Source organism: Achromobacter sp. B7 (assembly GCF_003600685.1).
GTDB lineage: Bacteria > Pseudomonadota > Gammaproteobacteria > Burkholderiales > Burkholderiaceae_B > Achromobacter > Achromobacter spanius_B.
This window is the reverse complement of the sequence record NZ_CP032084.1, coordinates 176279-196413: the sequence shown is the minus strand read 5'-3', so window position 1 is coordinate 196413 and position 20135 is coordinate 176279. Positions and strand designations below refer to the sequence as shown.

General features: G+C 65.7%; 26 protein-coding genes. 25 read left to right on the top strand and 1 reads right to left on the bottom strand.

The genetic code is table 11. The features are described 5' to 3' along the window. The first annotated feature begins 16 nt into the window (after nt 1-16). The 25 genes from DVB37_RS00955 (at nt 17) to DVB37_RS00835 (ending at nt 18890) form a co-directional block, all read left to right on the top strand. Nucleotides 17-994: a tripartite tricarboxylate transporter substrate binding protein gene (locus tag DVB37_RS00955; protein ID WP_104144708.1), complete on the top strand. Its 978-nt coding sequence runs from the start codon at nt 17-19 to the stop codon at nt 992-994. A 17-nt stretch (nt 995-1011) separates the two neighbouring features. Then, nucleotides 1012-2073, top strand: coding sequence for a nitronate monooxygenase family protein (locus tag DVB37_RS00950; protein ID WP_120153441.1), 1062 nt, complete (start codon nt 1012-1014; stop codon nt 2071-2073). A gap of 310 nt (nt 2074-2383) precedes the next feature. Then, nucleotides 2384-3220: an ABC transporter ATP-binding protein gene (locus tag DVB37_RS00945; protein ID WP_120153439.1), complete on the top strand. Its 837-nt coding sequence runs from the start codon at nt 2384-2386 to the stop codon at nt 3218-3220. Continuing rightward, the gene (gene mlaE, locus DVB37_RS00940; RefSeq protein WP_046805275.1) at nt 3217-4005 is read left to right on the top strand and encodes a lipid asymmetry maintenance ABC transporter permease subunit MlaE; all 789 of its coding nucleotides are present in this window, start codon (nt 3217-3219) and stop codon (nt 4003-4005) included. Before DVB37_RS00945 ends, mlaE begins: the two co-directional genes overlap by 4 nt. Before the next feature lie 12 nt (nt 4006-4017). Next, nucleotides 4018-4515: an outer membrane lipid asymmetry maintenance protein MlaD gene (gene mlaD, locus DVB37_RS00935; RefSeq protein ID WP_046805343.1), complete on the top strand. Its 498-nt coding sequence runs from the start codon at nt 4018-4020 to the stop codon at nt 4513-4515. A gap of 80 nt (nt 4516-4595) precedes the next feature. Beyond that, the gene (locus tag DVB37_RS00930) at nt 4596-5396 is read left to right on the top strand and encodes a VacJ family lipoprotein (RefSeq protein WP_046805274.1); all 801 of its coding nucleotides are present in this window, start codon (nt 4596-4598) and stop codon (nt 5394-5396) included. 39 nt (nt 5397-5435) lie between these two features. After that, nucleotides 5436-6065 carry a phospholipid-binding protein MlaC gene (locus DVB37_RS00925; protein ID WP_046805273.1) on the top strand — a complete coding sequence of 210 codons (630 nt, stop codon included), beginning with the start codon at nt 5436-5438 and terminating at the stop codon, nt 6063-6065. 172 nt (nt 6066-6237) lie between these two features. Further along, nucleotides 6238-7050, top strand: a complete 813-nt coding sequence (locus DVB37_RS00920) for an ABC transporter ATP-binding protein (RefSeq protein WP_104144705.1) — start codon at nt 6238-6240, stop codon at nt 7048-7050. Beyond that, nucleotides 7047-7859, top strand: a complete 813-nt coding sequence (locus DVB37_RS00915) for an ABC transporter permease (protein WP_046805271.1) — start codon at nt 7047-7049, stop codon at nt 7857-7859. The genes DVB37_RS00920 and DVB37_RS00915 overlap by 4 nt, the downstream gene beginning before the upstream one ends. Before the next feature lie 5 nt (nt 7860-7864). Then, nucleotides 7865-8110, top strand: coding sequence for a BolA family protein (locus DVB37_RS00910; RefSeq protein WP_046805270.1), 246 nt, complete (start codon nt 7865-7867; stop codon nt 8108-8110). After that, nucleotides 8110-9378 (top strand): UDP-N-acetylglucosamine 1-carboxyvinyltransferase, encoded by a 1269-nt coding sequence (murA, locus tag DVB37_RS00905; RefSeq protein ID WP_120153437.1) that lies wholly within the window; start codon nt 8110-8112, stop codon nt 9376-9378. The genes DVB37_RS00910 and murA overlap by 1 nt, the downstream gene beginning before the upstream one ends. 76 nt (nt 9379-9454) lie before the next feature. Then, nucleotides 9455-10129 (top strand): ATP phosphoribosyltransferase, encoded by a 675-nt coding sequence (gene hisG / locus DVB37_RS00900; protein WP_046805268.1) that lies wholly within the window; start codon nt 9455-9457, stop codon nt 10127-10129. Nucleotides 10130-10183: 54 nt separating this feature from the next. Continuing rightward, complete coding sequence (hisD, locus tag DVB37_RS00895; RefSeq protein WP_120153435.1) at nt 10184-11488, top strand: histidinol dehydrogenase; 1305 nt, start codon at nt 10184-10186, stop codon at nt 11486-11488. Then, nucleotides 11485-12591 carry a histidinol-phosphate transaminase gene (hisC, locus tag DVB37_RS00890; RefSeq protein ID WP_104144702.1) on the top strand — a complete coding sequence of 369 codons (1107 nt, stop codon included), beginning with the start codon at nt 11485-11487 and terminating at the stop codon, nt 12589-12591. Before hisD ends, hisC begins: the two co-directional genes overlap by 4 nt. 1 nt (nt 12592) lies before the next feature. Next, complete coding sequence (gene hisB, locus DVB37_RS00885) at nt 12593-13180, top strand: imidazoleglycerol-phosphate dehydratase HisB (RefSeq protein ID WP_006216836.1); 588 nt, start codon at nt 12593-12595, stop codon at nt 13178-13180. Between the two features lie 34 nt (nt 13181-13214). Then, complete coding sequence (locus DVB37_RS00880) at nt 13215-13913, top strand: imidazole glycerol phosphate synthase subunit HisH (RefSeq protein ID WP_120153433.1); 699 nt, start codon at nt 13215-13217, stop codon at nt 13911-13913. A gap of 56 nt (nt 13914-13969) precedes the next feature. Beyond that, nucleotides 13970-14710, top strand: a complete 741-nt coding sequence (gene hisA / locus DVB37_RS00875; RefSeq protein ID WP_046805342.1) for a 1-(5-phosphoribosyl)-5-[(5-phosphoribosylamino)methylideneamino]imidazole-4-carboxamide isomerase — start codon at nt 13970-13972, stop codon at nt 14708-14710. After that, nucleotides 14707-15528 carry an imidazole glycerol phosphate synthase subunit HisF gene (hisF, locus tag DVB37_RS00870; protein WP_104144700.1) on the top strand — a complete coding sequence of 274 codons (822 nt, stop codon included), beginning with the start codon at nt 14707-14709 and terminating at the stop codon, nt 15526-15528. The genes hisA and hisF overlap by 4 nt, the downstream gene beginning before the upstream one ends. A gap of 2 nt (nt 15529-15530) precedes the next feature. Further along, nucleotides 15531-15935 carry a phosphoribosyl-AMP cyclohydrolase gene (gene hisI, locus DVB37_RS00865; protein ID WP_104144699.1) on the top strand — a complete coding sequence of 135 codons (405 nt, stop codon included), beginning with the start codon at nt 15531-15533 and terminating at the stop codon, nt 15933-15935. Then, entirely contained in the window at nt 15932-16282 is a 351-nt protein-coding gene (locus tag DVB37_RS00860; protein ID WP_046805262.1) for a phosphoribosyl-ATP diphosphatase, read from the top strand. Before hisI ends, DVB37_RS00860 begins: the two co-directional genes overlap by 4 nt. A 16-nt stretch (nt 16283-16298) precedes the next feature. Beyond that, nucleotides 16299-16667, top strand: a complete 369-nt coding sequence (locus DVB37_RS00855; RefSeq protein ID WP_046805261.1) for a histidine triad nucleotide-binding protein — start codon at nt 16299-16301, stop codon at nt 16665-16667. Between the two features lie 14 nt (nt 16668-16681). Then, nucleotides 16682-16909: a Sec-independent protein translocase subunit TatA gene (tatA, locus tag DVB37_RS00850; RefSeq protein WP_046805260.1), complete on the top strand. Its 228-nt coding sequence runs from the start codon at nt 16682-16684 to the stop codon at nt 16907-16909. Between the two features lie 73 nt (nt 16910-16982). After that, the gene (tatB, locus tag DVB37_RS00845) at nt 16983-17561 is read left to right on the top strand and encodes a Sec-independent protein translocase protein TatB (RefSeq protein ID WP_120153431.1); all 579 of its coding nucleotides are present in this window, start codon (nt 16983-16985) and stop codon (nt 17559-17561) included. After that, nucleotides 17558-18349, top strand: a complete 792-nt coding sequence (gene tatC / locus DVB37_RS00840; protein WP_104144696.1) for a twin-arginine translocase subunit TatC — start codon at nt 17558-17560, stop codon at nt 18347-18349. Before tatB ends, tatC begins: the two co-directional genes overlap by 4 nt. A gap of 136 nt (nt 18350-18485) precedes the next feature. After that, nucleotides 18486-18890 (top strand): helix-turn-helix domain-containing protein, encoded by a 405-nt coding sequence (locus tag DVB37_RS00835; protein WP_120153428.1) that lies wholly within the window; start codon nt 18486-18488, stop codon nt 18888-18890. 81 nt (nt 18891-18971) lie between these two features. Here DVB37_RS00835 and DVB37_RS00830 read toward each other — a convergent pair whose 3' ends face one another. After that, a complete protein-coding gene (locus tag DVB37_RS00830) occupies nt 18972-20132 on the bottom strand; it encodes a trypsin-like peptidase domain-containing protein (RefSeq protein WP_104144695.1) in 1161 nt (386 codons plus the stop codon). Nucleotides 20133-20135: the final 3 nt, after the last annotated feature.

Sequence of the window (20135 nt, the reverse complement as noted above, 5' to 3'; positions counted from 1 at the left end):
AAGAGGAGTCACCAGCATGAAATCACTGCGCCCCCTGATCGCCGCCCTGGCGGCCGTTGCCGCCTTCAGCAGCGCCGCGCAAGCCCAGACCGCCGACTGGCCCGCCAAGCCCATCACCATGATCGTGCCTTACGCGCCGGGCGGCTTTGCCGATACCCGCGTGCGCCTGCTGGCGCGCAAGCTGGGCGAATCGCTGGGCCAACCCATCGTGGTGGAAAACAAGGCGGGCGCGGGCGGCGTGGTCGGCACCAACCTGATTGCGAAGGCCGCCCCCGACGGCTACACCATCGGCACGGGCAACCTGGCCCCGATGGCGGTGAACCCGTCGCTGATGAAGGAAATGCCCTACAACCCGCAGAAGGATCTGGCCCCGATCGTGCTGATCGAGAACAGCCCGCTGGTGTTGAGCGTGAATAACGAATTGCCGGTCAAGACGCTGGCGGACCTTATCGCGCTGGCCAAGAAGCAGCCGGGCAAGCTGTCGTTTGGCTCGTCGGGCGTGGGCGGGGCGCACCACTTGTCCGGTGAAATGTTCCGCGAACAGGCCAAGATCGACATCGTGCACGTACCGTACAAGGGCGGCAGCCTGGCCGCCACCGATTTGATGGGCGGCCACATTTCGATGATGTTTGAAATGGGCTATTCCGCGTTGCCGGCCATTCAGGGCGCCAAGATCCACCCCATCGCCGTCACGTCCGCCAAGCGCCTGGCCGTGCTGCCCGACGTGCCGACGATGGCCGAGTCCGGCCTCACCGGCTTCGAGTCCTACAACTGGCAAGGCATCGTGGCCCCGGCCGGCACGCCCGCCCCGATCATTGCCAAGCTGAACGCCGAGTTCAACCGCATCCTGAAAGAACCGGATGTGCAAAAGGCCATTGCCGACACCGGCAGCCAGGCCGGCGGCGGCACGCCCGAGGAATTCGCGGCTTTCATCAAAAGCGAAACCGACAAGTGGGCCCACGTCATCAAGGCTGGAAACATCCAGCTTCAATAACCTGAAGGAGTCACTCCATGGCCGCCCGATTGCTAGACCTGCTGAAGCAGGACCACCCCGTCATCCAGGCGCCCATGGCGGGCGGGGCGACGACGGTGGAACTGGTGTCCGAAGCGTCCAAGGCGGGCGTTCTGGGGTCGCTTGGGGCGGCCTACATGACGCCCGCGCAGATCGAGACCGCCGTGCAGGGCATTCGCGCCCGCACGGACCGCCCGTTCGCCATCAACCTGTTCGCCAGCGTGCCGGCGCAGCCCATGCAGGGTGACGCCGGCCGCATGCTGGCGTTGATGGCCCGTTACCACGCCAAGCTGGGCCTGCCGGCCCCGGCCGCGCCGGGCGCCCAGGCGGACCCGCTACCCGAGCAGATCGACGCCATCCTGCGGCTGCGCCCGGCCGTGTTCAGCTTCACATTCGGCCGCATCGCCGGCGATGTCCTGGCGCGCTGCCGCGAGCTGGGCATCCTGACGGTCGGCACGGCGACCACGGTGCGTGAAGCGGTGGCGCTGGAGCAGGACGGCGTGGACGCGGTGGTGGCCCAGGGGGCCGAGGCGGGCGGTCATCGCGGCACGTTCCTGGACGATTTCGAGCAGTCGCTGATCGGCACGATGGCGCTGGTGCCGCAGATTGCGGATGCGGTATCCATCCCGGTGATTGCTTCCGGCGGCATCATGGACGGGCGTGGCATCGCGGCTGCGCTGGCCCTGGGCGCCGACGCGGCACAAATGGGGACGGCCTTCCTGACGACAGACGAATCGGGCATCAGCGAAGCCTACAAGGCCGTTCTGCCCGGATCGCGTTCGGAGCAATCGCGGGTGACGCGGGCGTTTTCCGGCCGCCCGGCTCGCGGCATTGCCAACGCGTTCATGCGGGACGCCGACGCCATTGCCGCCGACATCCTGCCGTACCCCCTGCAAAACGCCTTGACGCGCCTCATGCGCACTGAAGGCGGCAAGGCCGGCAATACGGAAGTGCTGTCGCTGTGGGCAGGACAGGCCGCGCCGCTGGCCCGGCGCGAAAGCACGGCCGATCTGGTGGGCCGGCTAGCGCGCGAACTGGCTGCCGTCCGAGATCGCGACTGACTTGGCCCGACTTATGCGGATGGTGCGGGCCGGCCCAGCCCAAAAGCGCCGCCCGCTCGCCTCAAACACGACCGGATTGTCCCTGCCACCGAAAACACTGTTCCACGGGCGGGCCCTTGCGTTGTCATTGCAAAGCGTCGAGCTACAATGGCGCCTCGCCGCTGGGGCCCATCGCCTGTTTTGCCCCGGCACCTGAGTAACCGGGCGCTTCCTGCCGTAGCCTGTCTTGCCCGCGCAGCCCGGCTATCCGCCCCGCGCGCCGACAAGCCAGCAGGGCCAGCTCCGCCACCGAAACACTCTTTCGTTGCCCATGCCCGCTCAATCAAGCAGCACCCCGGAATTCGCCCTGCGCCTGGACGGTGTAGCGCTTGGCTACGGTGATTTCACCGTCCTGCGCGATATCTCCATGGAAGTGCGCGCAGGCGAAGTGGTCGCCATCATGGGCGGCTCGGGCTCGGGCAAGACCACGCTATTGCGCGCGGCCACCGGCCAGTTGCTGGCCCAGCAAGGGCAGGTCGAGGCGTTTGGCCAGGACCTGGGCCAGGTCACCCCGGCGCAGTTGCAGTCCCTGCGCAAGCGCATGGGCGTGCTGTTCCAGCAAGGCGCGTTGTTCACCGATTTGAACGTGTTCGAAAACGTGGCGTTTCCGCTGCGCGAACACACCCGGCTGTCCGAAGCCGAAGTCACCGACCGGGTGCTGGACAAGCTGGACGCCGTGGGCCTGCGCGCTGCCGCGCATCTGAAGGTAGCTGAAATTTCCGGCGGCATGGCCCGCCGTGTGGCGTTGGCCCGTGCCGTCGTGCTGGAGCCCGAACTGATCCTGTACGACGAGCCCTTCGCGGGCCTGGACCCGATCTCGCTGGGCATCACCGCCCGCCTGATCCGCCATCTGGCCGACCGGCTCGGCTGCGCCTCGGTGTTGATCACGCACGACGTCCAGGAATCCTTTTCCATCGCCGACCAGGTGTATCTGGTGGGCCAGGGCAAGCTGGCCGCTGCCGGCACGCCGGAATCGTTGTCGGCGTCGCAAGACCCTTACGTGCAGCAATTCCTGAAAGGCGAACCCGACGGCCCGGTCGCGTTCCAGTATCCCGACACGCCGGCTTTCCAGAAGTGGCTGTCCGCACAGAAAGGGCGCAAAGCATGAGCGGTTCCAACAACATGGTTGGCGCGCTGGGGGGCTGGGTGCGCAAACAGATTTCCGGCATCGGCTTTTTCACCCGCTTTTTCGGCGGCATGCTGGCGCGCAGCGGCATTGTGTTTTCGCGGCCGCGCCTGGTGTCCCAGCAAGTGCACTTCATCGGCAACTATTCGCTGCTGATCATCGCCGTATCCGGCATGTTCGTGGGCTTTGTGCTGGGCCTGCAAGGCTATTACACGCTGAACCGCTACGGCTCGGAAGAGGCCCTTGGCCTGCTGGTGGCGCTATCGCTGGTGCGCGAATTGGGCCCGGTCGTCACCGCGCTGCTGTTCGCGGGCCGGGCGGGCACATCGCTGACGGCCGAGATTGGCCTGATGAAAGCGGGCGAACAGCTCTCGGCCATGGAAGTCATGGCCGTGGACCCCATTCGCCGCGTGCTGGTGCCGCGCCTGTGGGGCGGCATCATCGCCATGCCCATCCTGGCCGCCGTGTTCTCCATGGTGGGCATCTTGGGCGGCTGGGTCGTCGGCGTCGTAATGATCGGCGTGGATGCGGGCGCCTTCTGGTCGCAGATGCAAAACGGTGTCGACGTCTGGAACGACGTGGCCAACGGTGTCGTCAAGAGCGTGGTGTTCGGCATCACGGTCACGCTGGTCGCGCTTTACGAAGGCTGGCAGGCCAAGCCCACGCCGGAAGGCGTGGCGCGGGCCACCACGCGCACGGTGGTCGTGGGTTCCCTGGCGGTACTTGGGCTGGACTTCCTGCTCACCGCCTTGATGTTTGGAAATTGAAACGGATTGATCATGTCACGCGAAAAAACCGACTTCTGGGTAGGCCTGTTTGTACTGCTGGGCGCGGTCGCTCTGGCGTTCCTGGCGTTGCGAGCCGGCAACCTAAGCACCTTTTCCTTCGCCCCCACCTATACGCTTTCGGCCAATTTCGATAACGTAGGCGGCCTGAAACCGCGCGCGGCCGTCAAAAGCGCCGGCGTTGTGGTGGGCCGCGTGTCCAGCATCACCTTCGACGACAAGACTTTCCAGGCGGTCGTGTCGGTGAATCTGGAAAAGGAATACCAATTCCCGAAGGATTCCTCGGCCTCGATCCTGACGTCCGGCTTGCTGGGCGAGCAGTACCTGGGTCTGACGGCCGGCAGCGAAGAAGAGAACTTTACCGACGGCGGAAAAATCCGCTATACACAGAGCGCGGTTGTGCTGGAGCAGCTGATCAGCCAGTTCCTGTACGGCTCCGCTGAAAAGCAGGGCGCTTCGTCGTCCGAGCCCGCCGCGAAAGCGCCAAATTAAAGACGATGCGAAAGACGCTGTAACGGCGTCGCGCCTCGACATCGCAATAACATAAGAATCGTTGATAGGGTCTCCTGATCATGAACAAGAACGCATTTTCCCGAATTGCCACCATCGCGGCGGCGGGTGTCCTGATGGCCGGCTGCGCCGCGCCGCAGAACCCGGACCCGCGCGATCCGTGGGAAGGCTTCAACCGGGGCGTGTACAAGTTCAATGACACGGTGGACCGCGCGGTATTCAAGCCGGTCGCCCAGGCGTATACCTATGTCACGCCGCAGCCCGTGCGCAGCTGCGTGCACAACATCTTCAGCAACATGACGGACCTGTGGTCCGGCACGAACAGCTTCCTGCAAGGCCGTGGCCACGACTTCGTGAACACGCTGGGCCGCTTCCTGTTCAACACCACGATGGGCGTGGGCGGCTGCTTTGACGTTGCCTCGGCCAACGGCGCACGCAAGATCCCGAACGACTTCGGCACGACGCTGGGCGTGTGGGGCTTTGGCCAGGGCCCGTACCTGGTGCTGCCGATCTTCGGTTCGTCGACCGTGCGTGACGGCGTGGGCCTGGCCGGCGACTTTGCCGGTACCACCTACGGCTACATGGGCATCGATTCCATCGACAACGTGCGCCTGCGCAATTCCCTGTGGGGCCTGCGCCTGGTTGACACGCGCGCCAGCCTCTTGAACGCCACCGACACGATCGACCGCGTGGCCCTGGACCCGTACAGCTTCATCCGCGACGCCTACCTGCAACGCCGCAACGCCATGGTGATGGGCCACCGCGTTGACGACGAAGGTTCGCTGCCCAACTACGAAGACGACGAGGGCGATGCCCCTGCCGCCGGCAAGGCTGCCCCGGCACCCGTGCCCGCCACCAAGTAAGCTTTAGGCTTGCGTTCATCGGTACCGTAAGGAGTTTTGATGCGATTTGCTTTTCTTTCCCTGATGCAACGGTTGGCCTTCGCGGGCCTTCTGGGCCTTGCCGTGGCCGGCGCTGCGCAGGCCAAGCCTGATCCCAACGGCGCGCCGGACCAGTTCGTCCTGGCCACCGCCAACGAAGCGCTGGATGTCCTGAAGGCTGACGGCGCGGTCAAGGCCGGCAACACGACCCGGATCAACGAAGTGGTCAACCAGCACATCCTGCCCTACGTGAACTTCCAGAAGACCACGCGTCTGGCCGCCGGCCGCTTCTGGCGCCAGGCAACCGACCAGCAAAAGAAAGCGCTGGCCGAGGCCTTCCGTGGCACGCTGGTGCGCACCTACAGCGGCGCGCTGACCCGCGTCACGCCCAGCACGTCGGTCAAGGCGCTGCCGTTCCGTGGCGACCCCAAGGCCGACGACGTGGTCGTGCGCACGCTGATCAGCCAGTCCAACGGCCAGCCTACCGGCGTGGACTACCGTCTGGAAAAGACGCCGCAAGGCTGGAAGATCTACGACATGAACGTCGAAGGCATCTGGCTGATCGAAAACTACCGCAACCAGTTTGCGCAGCAGATCAACCAGAACGGCATCGACGGCCTGATCCAGGCCTTGAACCAGCGCAACCAGTAATTTCGGGTTCCGGCTGTCTTCGGCCCGGCGCGCCCTTGTGGCCCGCCGGGCCGATTATTTCGGGGACGGATAAGACCACCATCCCCCCAGGCCCTCCGGGGCCATAGGCGCTTGCCGTCACGGCGCGCTTATATAATGATCAATTCGCTCTTTTCGGGCACCCCCCGCCGTTATGTCAGCCGTCAGTCTAGAAAACGTCTCCAAGATCTACTCGCCGCGTGTGCGCGGCTGGCAGAAGCTGCTTGGGCGCAAGCCCGCCCCCGGCTTTCAAGCGCTGGACAATGTCAGCCTGAATATCGAGCATGGCGAGTTCTTCGGCCTGCTCGGGCCGAACGGCGCTGGCAAGACCTCGTTGATTTCCATTCTTGCCGGCCTGGCGCATGCCACGTCGGGGCGCGCCAGCGTCTGTGGATACGACGTCGTTGCCGACTACAAATCGGCGCGGCGGTCGCTGGGCGTGGTGCCGCAAGAGCTGGTCTACGACCCCTTCTTCACAGTGCGTGAAACATTGCGCATTCAGTCCGGCTACTTCGGCCTGCGCAACAACGACGACTGGATCGACGAAATCCTGTTCAACCTGGGCCTGTCCGACAAGGCCGACAACAACATGCGCGCGCTGTCGGGCGGCATGAAGCGCCGCGTGCTGGTGGCGCAGGCGCTGGTGCACAGGCCGCCCGTCATCGTGCTGGACGAGCCCACCGCCGGCGTTGATGTCGACCTGCGCCGCACGCTGTGGGAATTCATCTCGCGCCTGAACAAGGCCGGCCACACCATCATGCTGACCACGCATTACCTGGAAGAAGCGGAAGCCCTGTGCGGCCGCATCGCCATGCTCAAGCGCGGCCGCATCGTGGCGCTGGACACGACGCAAGCGCTGATGGCGCGCGTGGGCGGCGTCGACCTGGAAGACGCGTTCGTGCGCATCATGCACCAGGGCGATGAACCCGCCGCGCCCGCCCTGCAACCCGAAGAGATCTCGTCATGACGCAGCCCAACGCGACCGCCGGCCAACCGCTGGTGCAGCCCCGCCTGGACGCGGGCTCCGGCTTTCCGACCCTGCTGCGCAAGGAATTGCTGCGCTTCTGGAAGGTGGGTTTCCAGACCATTGCCGCGCCCGTCATCACGGCGCTGCTGTACCTGCTGGTCTTCGCGCACGTGCTGGAAGGGCGCCTGATGGTGTATGGCACCGTGCCGTACACCGCGTTCCTGATCCCCGGCCTGATGATGATGAGCATGCTGCAGAACGCGTTCGCCAACCCGTCCTCGTCGCTGATCCAAAGCCGCATCACGGGCAACCTGGTGTTCATGCTGCTGCCGCCGCTGTCGCACCGTGACATCTTTGGCGCGTTCGTGCTGGCGGCCGTGGTGCGCGGCCTGAGCGTGGGCGTATGCGTGTGGTTCGTCGCGCTGTGCTTTGTGTCGCTGGTGCCGGCCAACCCGCTGTGGCTGCTGGTCTTCGCGGTGCTGTCCTGCGGCATCATGGCCGTGCTGGGCGTGGTCGCGGGCCTGTGGTCTGAAAAATTCGACCAGCTGGCGGCCTTCCAGAACTTTCTGATCATGCCCGCGACGTTCCTGTCCGGCGTGTTCTATTCGATCCACACCTTGCCGCCCTTCTGGCAGGCCGTGTCCCACTGGAACCCCATCTTCTACGCCATCGACGGCTTCCGCTACGGATTCTTCTCGGTGTCGGACGTCTCGCCCTGGCGCAGCCTGGCGGTGGTGACGGGGGTATTCCTGGCGCTCTCGCTTTACGCGCTGCGGCTTCTGGCCAGCGGCTACAAACTCAGGAACTGACGTCCATGCTTCCCACTCCCGCGCAAGTCCGCCAATACATCGCGGACGGCCTGTCCTGTGAACATCTTGACGTGCAAGGCGACGGCTCGCATTTCGACGCCGTCATCGTCAGCGCCGCCTTTGAAGGCAAACGCCTGATCCAGCGCCACCAAATGGTTTATGCCGCGCTGGGCGACCGCATGAAGGCCGAGATCCACGCACTGTCGATGCGCACGCTGACACCTGACGAATACCAGCAAGCAGGCAAGTAATGGATAAATTGCGCATTACCGGCGGCTCGCCGCTACACGGCGAAGTCTCGATATCCGGCGCCAAGAATTCCGCGCTGCCGATCCTGTGCGCCGGCCTGCTGACGGCCGACGCGCTGACGCTGACCAACGTGCCGCACCTGAACGACACCGCCACGATGCTGCGCCTGCTGGCGCGCATGGGCGTGCAGGCCGAACGCGGGGCCGACGGTGTCGTCACGTTGCAGGCCAACCGCGTCGACAACCTGGAAGCGCCCTACGAACTGGTCAAGACGATGCGCGCATCGATCCTGGTGCTGGGTCCGCTGCTGGCGCGCTTTGGCGAGGCGCGCGTCAGCCTGCCCGGCGGCTGCACCATCGGCCAGCGCCCCGTCGACCAGCACATCAAGGGCCTGGCCGCGCTGGGCGCGCAGATCAGCATCGAACACGGCTTTGTCGTGGCGCGCGCCAAGCGCCTGAAGGGCGCCTCCGTGCGCACCGACATGGTCACCGTCACCGGCACCGAAAATTTGCTGATGGCCGCCGTGCTGGCCGACGGCCAGACCGTGCTTGAAAACGCCGCCTGCGAACCGGAAATCGTGGATCTGGCCGAGCTGCTCATCAAGATGGGCGCACGCATCCAGGGGCACGGCACCGGTCGCATCGTGATCGACGGCGTTGAACGCCTGCATGGCGCCGAACACCGCGTCATTTCCGATCGCATCGAAGCCGGCACCTTCCTGTGCGCCGTGGGCGCGGCCGGTGGCGACATCCTGCTGAAGAACACCGACCCCGCCATTCTGGGCGCCACGCTGGACAAGCTGACCGAAGCCGGCCTGACGATCGAAACCGGCTCCGACTGGATACGCGGCGCCATGTCCGCGCGCCCCAAGTCCGTGGGCTTTCGCACGCACGAATACCCGGGCTTCGCCACCGACATGCAGGCCCAGCTCATGGCGCTGAATGCCGTGGCGGACGGCACCTCGGTCATCGTCGAAACGATCTTCGAGAACCGCTACATGCACGTGCAGGAACTGCGCCGCATGGGCGCCGACATTGACATCGACGGCCACACGGCCGTGGTGCGCGGCGTGAAGCGCCTGTCGGGCGCCACCGTCATGGCCACCGACCTGCGCGCGTCCGCCAGCCTGGTCATCGCCGGGCTGGCGGCCGACGGCGATACGCTGGTCGACCGCATCTATCACCTGGATCGCGGCTACGACCAGATGGAAGTGAAACTGCGCGCCCTGGGCGCGAATATCCAACGCGTGACCGGCAAGGAACAGGCATGAAAGGTAATAGCCCCCAGGCTGCGCCTTCGGCTTGCTGCCCCCCGAGTGGGTCCGTTCATTTTGAGGCTGCCCGGCAATGAACAATGCCACGATGAAGCCCCTGACCCTGGCGCTGTCCAAGGGCCGGATTTTTGAAGAAACCATGCCGTTGCTGGCCGAAGCCGGCATCGAAGTCACGGAAAGCCCGGAAAGCTCGCGCAAGCTGATCCTGCCCACCAGCGACCCCGGCCTGCGCCTGATCATCGTGCGCGCCTCGGACGTGCCCACCTACGTGCAATACGGCGCGGCGGACCTGGGCATCGCGGGCAAGGACGTGCTGATCGAGCACGCCAAGGAACAGCCCGGCGGCCTGTACCAGCCCATCGACCTGAACATCGCCAAGTGCCGCCTGGCCGTGGCCGTGCGCAACGGCTTTGACTACGAAGGCGCGGTGCACCAGGGCGCGCGTCTGCGCGTCGCCACCAAATACGTGCACTCAGCCCGTGAACACTTCGCGGCCAAGGGTGTGTACGTGGACATCATCAAGCTGTATGGTTCGATGGAATTGGCGCCGCTGGTCGGCCTGGCCGACTGCATCGTGGACCTGGTGTCCACCGGTGGCACGCTGCGCGCCAACGACCTGGTCGCGGTCGAAGACGTCATGCCGATTTCATCGCGCCTGATCGTCAACCAGGCCGCGCTCAAGACTCGCGGCGCCCGCCTGCAACCCTTGCTGGACGCGTTCGAAAGAGCCGCCTCCCGCAACGCCTGACCCCCGCCCGCCGCGATAACGCGGCGGCCGCTTTCCGCTTTGCTGCATGACGCCATGGCCCTGATCAATCGTCTTGATTCCCGCGATCCCGGATTCAAATCCGCCCTGTCCAAGCTGCTGGCTTTCGAGGCCACCGAGGACGAGTCCATCGACCGTGCCGCCGCCGGCATCCTGGCTGACGTGCGCGCGCGCGGCGATGCCGCGCTGGTGGAATACACCCAGCGCTTTGACCGCATGCCCGGCGCATCCCCCGACACGCTTGAAATCCCCAAGGCCGACTGGCACGCCGCGCTGGCCACGCTGCCCACGGCGCAGCGCAACGCGCTGGAAGCCGCCGCCGACCGCGTGCGCGCCTACCACGAGCGCCAACGCGCTGAAACCTGGACCTACACCGAAGCCGACGGCACGCTGCTGGGCCAGCAGGTCACGCCGCTGGACCGCGTGGGCCTGTACGTGCCGGGCGGCAAGGCCGCCTATCCGTCGTCGGTGCTGATGAACGCCATTCCCGCCAAGGTGGCGGGCGTGCAGGAACTGATCATGGTCACGCCCACGCCCGACGGCGTGCGCAACCCCATCGTGCTGGCCGCGGCCGCCATTGGCGGCGTGGACCGCGTGTTCGCCATCGGCGGCGCGCAAGCCGTGGGCGCGCTGGCGTACGGCACGGACACCGTGCCCGCCGTGGACAAGATCGTCGGGCCCGGCAACGCCTATGTGGCCGCCGCCAAGCGCCGCGTGTTCGGCGTGGTGGGCATCGACATGATCGCCGGCCCCAGCGAAATCCTGGTCATCTGCGACGGCAAGACGCCGGCCGACTGGATCGCCATGGATTTGTTCTCGCAAGCCGAGCACGACGAACTGGCGCAGTCCATCCTGCTATGCCCGGACGCCGCGTTCATCGAAGAAGTGGAAGCCGCCATCGCGCGCCTGTTGCCCACGATGCCGCGCGCCGACATCCTGCGCGTCAGCCTGGCCAATCGCGGTGCGCTCATCCAGGTCCAAAGCCTGGAAGAAGCCTGCCAGATCGCCAACGACATCGCGCCCGAGCACCTGGAAATTTCCACCGAGCAGCCCGAAATCTGGACCGCCAAGATCCGCCATGCCGGCGCCATCTTCATGGGCCGTTTCAGCTCGGAAGCGCTGGGTGACTACTGCGCGGGCCCCAACCACGTGCTGCCCACGTCCCGCACCGCGCGCTTCTCGTCGCCGCTGGGCGTGTACGACTTCCAAAAGCGTTCCAGCTTGATCCAGGTGTCACACCAGGGCGCGCAAACGCTGGGCCGCATCGCCGCCGAGCTGGCGCTGGGCGAAGGCCTGCAAGCGCACGCCGCCAGCGCCCAGTACCGGGTCGACAAACCATGAGCGCGGCCCCGGCGGCAGGCGTCGCTGGCCGCATCGAAGGCACCGTGCGCGCGGATATCCGCGCGCTGGCCGCCTACCCGGTCGCCAACGCGGATGGCTGCATCAAGCTGGACGCGATGGAATGCCCGTATGAATTGCCCGACGTGGTCCGCGACGACATCGCCCGCGCCGTGCGCGACACACCGCTGAACCGCTATCCCGCCGCTGACCTCTCTGCCTTGCAGCAGGCGGTGAAAGCCGGCTTCGGCGTGCCCGACGCGGCCGACGTGCTGTTCGGCAACGGCTCGGACGAGCTGATCCACATCGTCGTCCAGGCCTGCTGCAACCCGGGCGACGTGGTGTTGTCGCCGTGGCCGTCGTTCGTTTATTTCGACATGGCGGCGCGCTTTGATCACGCCCGCTTTGTCGGCGTGCCGCTGACCGACGACCTGACCCTGGACCTGCCGGCGATGCTGGCCGCCATCCGCGAACACCAACCCAAGGTGGTGTTCCTGGCCGTGCCCAACAACCCCACCGGTGGCCTGTGGTCCGACGAAGACGTGCAGGCCATCATCGCCGCCGCCCCCGGGCTGGTGGTGCTGGACGAGGCGTACCAGCCCTTTGCCGACCGCACCTGGATGCCGCGCGTGCTGGACGCGCCCAACGTGGTCGTCATGCGCACGGTGTCCAAGATCGGCCTGGCGGGCCTGCGTTTCGGCTACCTGGCGGGTCATCCCGACTGGATCGCCGAGCTGAACAAGCTGCGCCCGCCCTACAACCTGGACGTGCTGACGCAAGCCACGCTGATGGCGGTGTTGCGCCACAAGCCCGTGCTGGACGAACAGGCCGCGCGCCTGCGCGCCGACCGCGAACCGCTGGCCGCCGCGCTGGCCGCCTTGCCGGGCGTCAGGGTATTCCCTTCCGCCGGCAACTTCGTACTCGCCCGCTTTTCCGGCAAGCTGGACGGCAACGCCGTGCATCTTGCGCTGAAAACGCGCAAAATATTGATTCGCAACTTTTCCAACGCCCATCCGCTCCTGGCAAACTGCCTGCGCATTTCGGTGGGCGCCCCGGCCGAGAACGCCGCCTTGCTGGCTGCCCTGCAAGAGATTTTGAGTGCTTAACATGCGTACCGCAGAGATCACCCGCAACACCAACGAAACCCGCATCCGCGTGGCCATCAACATCGACGGCACCGGCAAGCAGACGATCGACACGGGCGTGCCATTCCTGGACCACATGCTGGACCAGATCGCGCGCCACGGTCTGATCGACCTGGACATCAAGGCCGAGGGCGACCTGCACATCGACGCGCACCACACGGTGGAAGACGTCGGCATCACGCTGGGCATGGCGATTGCCAAGGCGGTCGGCACCAAGGCGGGCCTGCGCCGCTACGGCCACGCGTACGTGCCGCTGGACGAAGCGCTGTCGCGCGTCGTGGTGGACTTTTCGGGCCGCCCCGGCCTGGAATATCACATCCCCTTCACGCGCGCCCACATCGGCAATTTCGATGTAGACCTGACGCGTGAGTTCTTCCAGGGTTTGGTCAACCACGCGCTGATCACGCTGCACATCGACAACCTGCGCGGCTTCAACGCTCACCATCAGGCCGAAACCGTGTTCAAGGCCTGTGGCCGCGCACTGCGCATGGCCATGGAAGTCGACCCGCGCATGGGCGACGTGGTGCCGTCCACCAAGGGCGTGCTGTAACGTTCGCCAACCCCCACCGCAGCAGGCAAAAGAAGTGACCACTATCGCCATCGTCGATTACGGAATGGGTAATTTCCATTCCGTCGCACGCGCCCTGAAGTTCGCCGCCCCCGACGCGGACGTCCGCATCTGCAACCAGCCCAAAGACATCGACGCGGCCGACCGCGTGGTGTTTCCCGGGCAGGGCGCAATGGCGGACTGCATGCGGACCCTGAATGAATCCGGCCTGCGCGAAGCCGTTGTGCGCGCCGCCCGCAACAAGCCCCTGTTGGGCGTGTGCGTGGGCGAGCAGATGCTGTTTGATTCCAGCGAAGAAGGCGGCACCTCGTGCCTGGGCCTGTTTCCGGGTGTGGTGCGCCGCTTTTCGGGCCCCCGTTTTGCCGACCTGATCCCCGCCGATGACGAAGCCTGCCTGGCCGACACCGGCGACGCGGGCCTGGCCGACACGCGCCCCGAGCGCCTGAAAGTGCCGCACATGGGATGGAACAAAGTCCGCCAGACGCGCTCTCATCCCATCTGGGACGGCATTCCGGACGACACGCACTTCTATTTCGTCCATAGTTATTACGCCGATCCGGACGATTCCGGCCTGACAGTTGGTGAAACCGATTACGGCGTCGCCTTTACCTGCGCAGTGGCGGCGGCTAACATTTTCGCGGTGCAGTTCCACCCCGAAAAGAGCGCCGAGCACGGTTTGCGCCTGTATCGCAATTTTGTAGACTGGCAGCCGTAGGCCAAGAGCCGACAGCGCCAGCCCATTCAACCCCTCTTTCTTTTTTGCTGCCCACCATGCTGCTGATCCCCGCCATCGATCTCAAAGACGGGCGCTGCGTGCGCCTGCGCCAGGGTGACCTGGACGATGCAACGGTGTTCTCCGAAGACCCCGCCGCCATGGCCACCCGTTGGCTTGACCAAGGCGCGCGCCGCCTGCATCTGGTCGACCTGAACGGCGCCGTTGCCGGAAAGCCGAAGAACGAAGCGCCCATCAAGGCCATTCTGGAAGCCGTCGGCGACGACATCCCCGTCCAGATCGGCGGCGGCATTCGCGACCTCGACACCATCGAACGCTACCTTGATGCCGGCATCTCCTACGTGATCATCGGCACCGCCGCGGTCAAGAACCCGGGCTTCCTGCAAGACGCCTGCGGTGCTTTCCCCGGCCAGATCATCGTTGGCCTGGACGCCCGCGACGGCAAGATCGCCACCGACGGCTGGAGCAAGCTGACCCGCCACGACGTGCTGGACCTGGCCAAGAAGTTCGAAGATTACGGCTGCGAAGCCATCATCTACACCGACATCGGCCGTGACGGCATGCTGTCGGGCGTCAACGTCGAAGCCACGGTGCGCCTGGCCCAACACGTGCGCATCCCCGTTTACGCCTCGGGCGGCATCGCCGGCATCCAGGACATCGAAGCCCTGTGCGCCGTCGAGGAAGAGGGCGTCGAAGGCGCCATCCTGGGCCGCAGCATCTACGAAGGCACGCTGGATTTCCAAGCCGCGCAGGCGCGCGCCGACGAATTGGCAAAATGACCCTCTCTCGCAGCAGCACCGAGGCCGGCGCGCCCGTAGCAAGCGCGCTGACCCGCCGCATCATCCCCTGCCTTGACGTCACCGCCGGCCGCGTCGTCAAAGGCGTGAACTTCGTCAACCTGCTGGACGCGGGTGACCCCGTCGAGATCGCCCGCCGCTACAACGAGCAGGGCGCGGACGAACTGACGTTCCTGGACATCACCGCCACCAGCGACGGCCGCGACCTGATCCTGCCCATCATCGAGCAGGTGGCCTCGCAGGTTTTCATCCCGCTGACCGTGGGTGGCGGCGTGCGCCAGGTGTCCGACATCCAGCGCCTGCTGAACGCCGGCGCCGACAAGATCAGCATCAACAGCGCGGCCGTGGCCAATCCGGAACTGGTGCGCGCCGCGTCCGACTACCACGGCTCGCAATGCGTGGTGGTGGCCATTGACGCGCGGCGCGTGTCGGCCGATGGCGAACCCGCGCGCTGGGAAGTCTTCACCCATGGCGGCCGCAAGGCCACCGGGCTGGACGCCGTGGCCTGGGCACGCCGCATGGCCGCCTACGGCGCGGGCGAAATCCTCTTGACCAGCATGGACCGCGACGGCACCAAGTCCGGTTTTGACCTGGAACTGACGCGCGCCGTATCCGACGCCGTGCCGGTGCCCGTCATCGCCTCCGGCGGCGTGGGCAACCTGCAACATCTGGCCGATGGCGTCACCACCGGCCGCGCCAGCGCCGTGCTGGCCGCCAGCATCTTCCACTTTGGCCAGCACACCGTTGGCGAGTGCAAGCGCTTCATGGCCGAACAAGGCATTTCCGTACGGTTGGATTAATGATGAGCACTGAACCCGCCTGGATGGCCGACGTCGTCTTTGACGAAAACGGCCTGATCCCCGCCATCGCCCAAGATGCCGAGAACGGCCAGATCATGATGGTCGCCTGGATGAACCGCGAATCGCTGGCCGAAACGGCCGCCACCGGCCGCGCCGTGTACTGGTCGCGTTCGCGTCAGCGCCTGTGGCGCAAGGGCGAAGAGTCGGGCCACGTGCAGGAAGTGCACGAATTGCGCCTGGATTGCGACGGCGATGTGATCTTGCTGAAAGTGCACCAGGAAGGCGGCATCGCCTGCCACACCGGGCGCGCCAGCTGTTTTTTCCGCCGCCTGGAAGGGCCGACGGACCAGGCATCCTGGGTCACGGTTGACCCGGTGCTGAAAGACCCCGAACTGATCTACAAATGACCGATCAAACGCTAAGCGCCGCCGATATCCTGGCGCGCATCGCCGACACGCTGGAAACCCGCCGTCCTGAAAACGGCGGCGACCCGGCCGCGTCCTATTCCGCCAAGCTGCTGGCCAAGGGCCCGGATTCCTTCCTGAAGAAAATCGGTGAAGAAGCCACGGAACTGGTCATGGCCGCGAAAGACGGCGTGCCGGACCGCATCGTCAGTGAAACGGCCGACCTGTGGTTTCACTGCCTGGTCGCGCTGACGCACTTCAAGCTGCGGCCGGAAGACGTGCTGGCCGAATTGGCCCGCCGCGAAGGCCTGTCGGGCCTGGCGGAAAAAGCCAGCCGCCCCAAAGACTGACCCCGGAGCCCGGAAAATGAGCGACAACTGTCTTTTTTGCAAGATCGCCGCTGGCGACATCCCGTCCAAGAAGGTCTTTGAAGACGAGGACTTTGTTGCATTTCACGATATCAATCCGGCAGCACCGGTACATTTGCTGCTGATCCCTCGACGTCATGTCACATCCATGCAGGATATTACGGCCGAGGACGCAGGTTGGTTGGGTAGAATGATGTCGTTGGCGCCGCGGCTAGCAGCCGAAAACGGTTGCCGTCCGGGCCCTGATGGCGGATTTCGCATCATGATCAACTCTGGCGTCGAAGGCGGCCAGGAAGTCCCGCATTTGCATTTCCACATCATCGGCGGCTCGCGACCCTGGAAAGGACGCGTGGCCCCCACCGCGTAATTCGGAGAAACATCATGGGTAGTTTCAGCATTTGGCATTGGTTGGTCGTTCTGGTTATCGTGGCGCTGATTTTCGGCACCAAGAAACTGCGCAACATCGGCTCGGATCTGGGCGGTGCGGTGAAGGGTTTCAAGGAAGGCATGAAGGACGCCAACGGCGACAAGCCCGCCGACCCGATCGCGCAACAGCGCGTGTCCGGTGAAACCATCGACGTGCAAGCCAAGGAAAAGACCAACTCCTGAGCCCCGGCTCGTCTCCCGGGCCCGCCCCGAACGGGGCCGGCCCTTATTGCTTCAATTCCCGAGCGGCCGTCGAATGTTTGATGTCAGCCTCACTGAACTGATGGTGATCGGCGTCGTCGCCTTGATCGTCATTGGCCCCGAACGCCTGCCCAAGGTTGCCCGCACCGTCGGTCACCTGCTGGGGCGCGCGCAGCGTTACGTCAACGACGTGAAGTCCGATATCCAGCGCGAAATCGAAATCGACGAGCTGCGCAAATTCAAAAGCGAAATGGAAGATGCCGCGCAGGGCGTGCAGCAGTCGCTGAACGAAACCCACGCGTCATTGCAAGAACCGGTGCAGCAGTTCCGTGCCGAATTGGACGAAGTGGCCCGCGAGGCCAATGGCAAGGTCGCGCCGGTGATCGTGGGCGATGCGCCCGCCACGGCGGCCCCGCTCGCAGCCCCACTCGCAACCGCCACCGAGCCCGCCCGCACCATCGCGCCGCCCAGCCAGAACCACAGCCTGGACCTGGACCTGCCGCCGGCGTCCAACACCGGCACGGCGCCTGCCGCCCCCGCCCCACAACAACCCGCCCCGGCGCCCCGCGCGCCCACGGCTGACGACGCCGGGCCCGCCGCCAAGCCCGTCCCGCCCTCCGGAACACCGACGTGACCCAGGACGCCTCCCAAGAAGAAGGCCAGCAAGAGACCTTCATCTCTCACCTGGTCGAATTGCGAACCCGCCTGTTGCGCGCCGTGGGCGCCGTCGTGGCCGTGTTCATCGTGCTGTTCATCTACCCCGGCGCATCGGCCATCTATGACGTGCTGGCCGCGCCGATGCTGGCCTCGCTGCCCGAAGGCACGCGCATGATCGCCACGGGCGTCATCACGCCGTTCATGGTGCCCGTCAAGGTCACCATGATGGCCGCCTTCATCGTGGCGCTGCCCGTGGTGCTGTACCAGGCGTGGGCTTTCGTGGCACCCGGTCTGTACCGCCACGAAAAGCGCCTGGCGCTGCCGCTAATCGTCTCCAGCACGTTCCTGTTCATCGCGGGCATGGCGTTCTGCTACTTCGTCGTGTTCCGCACGGTGTTCCATTTCATCGCCACGTTCGCGCCGCAGTCCATCACCCCGGCGCCGGACATCGAGGCCTACCTGAGCTTCGTCATGACGATGTTCATGGCGTTCGGCATCACGTTCGAAGTGCCCGTGGCCGTGGTGTTGCTGGTCAAGATGGGCATCGTTGAACTGTCCAAGCTGCGGTCCGCGCGCGGTTACGTGGTGGTCGGCGCCTTCATCATCGCGGCGGTGGTCACGCCGCCGGACGTGGTCAGCCAGTTCATGCTGGCCGTGCCGCTTTGCCTGCTTTACGAAGTGGGGCTGATCTGCGCACGCATGGTGCAGCCCAAGCCGGGCGCCGCCGACGACGCCGTGTCCGATTCGCTGACCGAACGCCACTGACACGGGCCGGCATGGCATCGTCTGAAAGGGTCGCTTCGGCGGCCCTTTGCATTTTTGCTTCGTATATCGCACAAAGGGTCCGGTATAGGACTGTTTCACCCTTGTGGGCCGCCGCTCGCGACTCTACATTGCAGGCATGTCGCCTGCTCAAAGGCTACGCGCCCTGATGCGGTGGCGTGGCATCCATAGTCAAAACCAGTTGGCGCGCCTTTCCGGCGTGCCGCAGTCCTGTATCCATCGGATCCTTACGCGTGGGGAACACTACTCGCCGTCTCGCACCACGCTGCTGCGTCTGGCCAAAGCGCTGGACACCAGCGTGCCGTGGCTGACCGACGGCGTGTTGGGTCCCACGGAATCGGGCACCAGCGGCATGCCGCCGGGGTACGGCTCGCAGCCGCCCGTGATGCCGAAGTCGTGCAAGCCCGTGGTCGACGGCTACTGCGCTGAAATCGGCGCCATCCTGCAACACCAGCCCGACACCACAAAGCGGGCCGTGCTGTCGGTGGTTCGACTATTGGCCCAAAAGTCGCGCAGTGACTAGCCCTGCATCGGGCACGGTGGCCGGTGCTTGTGCTGCTGGCGGTGGCTCCCGCGGCCGCAACCGCAGGCCCCTTCGCGATTGCTATCGCGGCTTGCCCGGCCGGGTGCCCACAACCACGGCCACCTCGACGGGCTTGCCCGCGCGCAACACGCCCAGCGTGGCGCGCTGGCCGGGCGGCAGCTGCGCAATCTCCGACAACAACTGCGACGTGTCCGCCATGCGCTTGCCATTGACCGATTGCACGATATCGCCCACGCGCAAGCCACCGCGCGCGGCCGGTCCATCGCGCATCACGCCGGCAATGATGACGCCGCGCGTGTCACCCTTGAGCTCAAACGCGCGCGCCAGCTCCGGCGTCACGTCCTGCGGTTCCACGCCCAGCCAGCCCCGCTTGACCGAGCCCGTCTTGACGATGTCGTCCATGACCTTGCGCGCAATCTCCACCGGCGTGGCAAAGCCGATGCCCATCGACCCGCCCGATTCCGAATAGATCGCCGTGTTGATCCCCACCAGATTGCCCTGCGCGTCCACCAGCGCACCGCCCGAATTGCCGGGGTTGATGGCGGCATCGGTCTGGATGAAGTTTTCGTACGTGTTCAGTCCCAGCCCGTTGCGTCCCAACGCCGACACGATGCCTTGCGTGGTGGTCTGGCCCACGCCAAACGGGTTGCCTATCGCCAGCACCACATCGCCCACGCGCAAGCCCCGGTCAGCGGCCAGCGTGGCCACCGGCAAAGTGCGCAACGAACTCAGCTTCAGCACCGCCAGGTCCGTGTCCGGGTCTGCGCCCACCACTTTTGCCGCATCGCGCCGGCCGTCGGCCAGCGCCACCTCGATCGCGTCCGCCGCCTGCACGACGTGATAATTCGTCAGCACATGGCCGTCCTGGCTGACGATAACGCCCGACCCCAGGCTGGTCGTGGCCTGCCGCCGACTCATGCCGGGCACTTGCCCGAACAGCTGGCGCAGCACGGGATCATCGGGCAGCGGCACCAACGGCACATTGACGTGCTTGGTCGTGTACACGTTCACCACGGACGGTGCCGCGCGCGCCACGCCATCGGCGTACGACACCGGCCCCACGCCCGTGCCGGCCGGCGGCCGGGCGGACGCCGCGGCGGCGGGCGTGGCCGCGCCTGGGCCGGCAAGGCGCAGCAGGTCGGGCCGCAGGGTCGTGACCACGAATAGAATAGCCAGGCAGACCGTGACGGCCTGAGCAAATATCAGCCAATATCGGCGCATGAT

Coding starts and splice junctions, on each gene's coding strand:
- DVB37_RS00955 (WP_104144708.1), top strand. CDS start 17: ATGAAATCACTGCGCCCCCTGATCGCCGCCCTGGCGGCCGTTGCCGCC.
- DVB37_RS00950 (WP_120153441.1), top strand. CDS start 1,012: ATGGCCGCCCGATTGCTAGACCTGCTGAAGCAGGACCACCCCGTCATC.
- DVB37_RS00945 (WP_120153439.1), top strand. CDS start 2,384: ATGCCCGCTCAATCAAGCAGCACCCCGGAATTCGCCCTGCGCCTGGAC.
- mlaE (WP_046805275.1), top strand. CDS start 3,217: ATGAGCGGTTCCAACAACATGGTTGGCGCGCTGGGGGGCTGGGTGCGC.
- mlaD (WP_046805343.1), top strand. CDS start 4,018: ATGTCACGCGAAAAAACCGACTTCTGGGTAGGCCTGTTTGTACTGCTG.
- DVB37_RS00930 (WP_046805274.1), top strand. CDS start 4,596: ATGAACAAGAACGCATTTTCCCGAATTGCCACCATCGCGGCGGCGGGT.
- DVB37_RS00925 (WP_046805273.1), top strand. CDS start 5,436: ATGCGATTTGCTTTTCTTTCCCTGATGCAACGGTTGGCCTTCGCGGGC.
- DVB37_RS00920 (WP_104144705.1), top strand. CDS start 6,238: ATGTCAGCCGTCAGTCTAGAAAACGTCTCCAAGATCTACTCGCCGCGT.
- DVB37_RS00915 (WP_046805271.1), top strand. CDS start 7,047: ATGACGCAGCCCAACGCGACCGCCGGCCAACCGCTGGTGCAGCCCCGC.
- DVB37_RS00910 (WP_046805270.1), top strand. CDS start 7,865: ATGCTTCCCACTCCCGCGCAAGTCCGCCAATACATCGCGGACGGCCTG.
- murA (WP_120153437.1), top strand. CDS start 8,110: ATGGATAAATTGCGCATTACCGGCGGCTCGCCGCTACACGGCGAAGTC.
- hisG (WP_046805268.1), top strand. CDS start 9,455: ATGAACAATGCCACGATGAAGCCCCTGACCCTGGCGCTGTCCAAGGGC.
- hisD (WP_120153435.1), top strand. CDS start 10,184: ATGGCCCTGATCAATCGTCTTGATTCCCGCGATCCCGGATTCAAATCC.
- hisC (WP_104144702.1), top strand. CDS start 11,485: ATGAGCGCGGCCCCGGCGGCAGGCGTCGCTGGCCGCATCGAAGGCACC.
- hisB (WP_006216836.1), top strand. CDS start 12,593: ATGCGTACCGCAGAGATCACCCGCAACACCAACGAAACCCGCATCCGC.
- hisA (WP_046805342.1), top strand. CDS start 13,970: ATGCTGCTGATCCCCGCCATCGATCTCAAAGACGGGCGCTGCGTGCGC.
- hisF (WP_104144700.1), top strand. CDS start 14,707: ATGACCCTCTCTCGCAGCAGCACCGAGGCCGGCGCGCCCGTAGCAAGC.
- hisI (WP_104144699.1), top strand. CDS start 15,531: ATGAGCACTGAACCCGCCTGGATGGCCGACGTCGTCTTTGACGAAAAC.
- DVB37_RS00860 (WP_046805262.1), top strand. CDS start 15,932: ATGACCGATCAAACGCTAAGCGCCGCCGATATCCTGGCGCGCATCGCC.
- DVB37_RS00855 (WP_046805261.1), top strand. CDS start 16,299: ATGAGCGACAACTGTCTTTTTTGCAAGATCGCCGCTGGCGACATCCCG.
- tatA (WP_046805260.1), top strand. CDS start 16,682: ATGGGTAGTTTCAGCATTTGGCATTGGTTGGTCGTTCTGGTTATCGTG.
- tatB (WP_120153431.1), top strand. CDS start 16,983: ATGTTTGATGTCAGCCTCACTGAACTGATGGTGATCGGCGTCGTCGCC.
- DVB37_RS00835 (WP_120153428.1), top strand. CDS start 18,486: ATGTCGCCTGCTCAAAGGCTACGCGCCCTGATGCGGTGGCGTGGCATC.
- DVB37_RS00830 (WP_104144695.1), bottom strand. CDS start 20,132: ATGCGCCGATATTGGCTGATATTTGCTCAGGCCGTCACGGTCTGCCTG.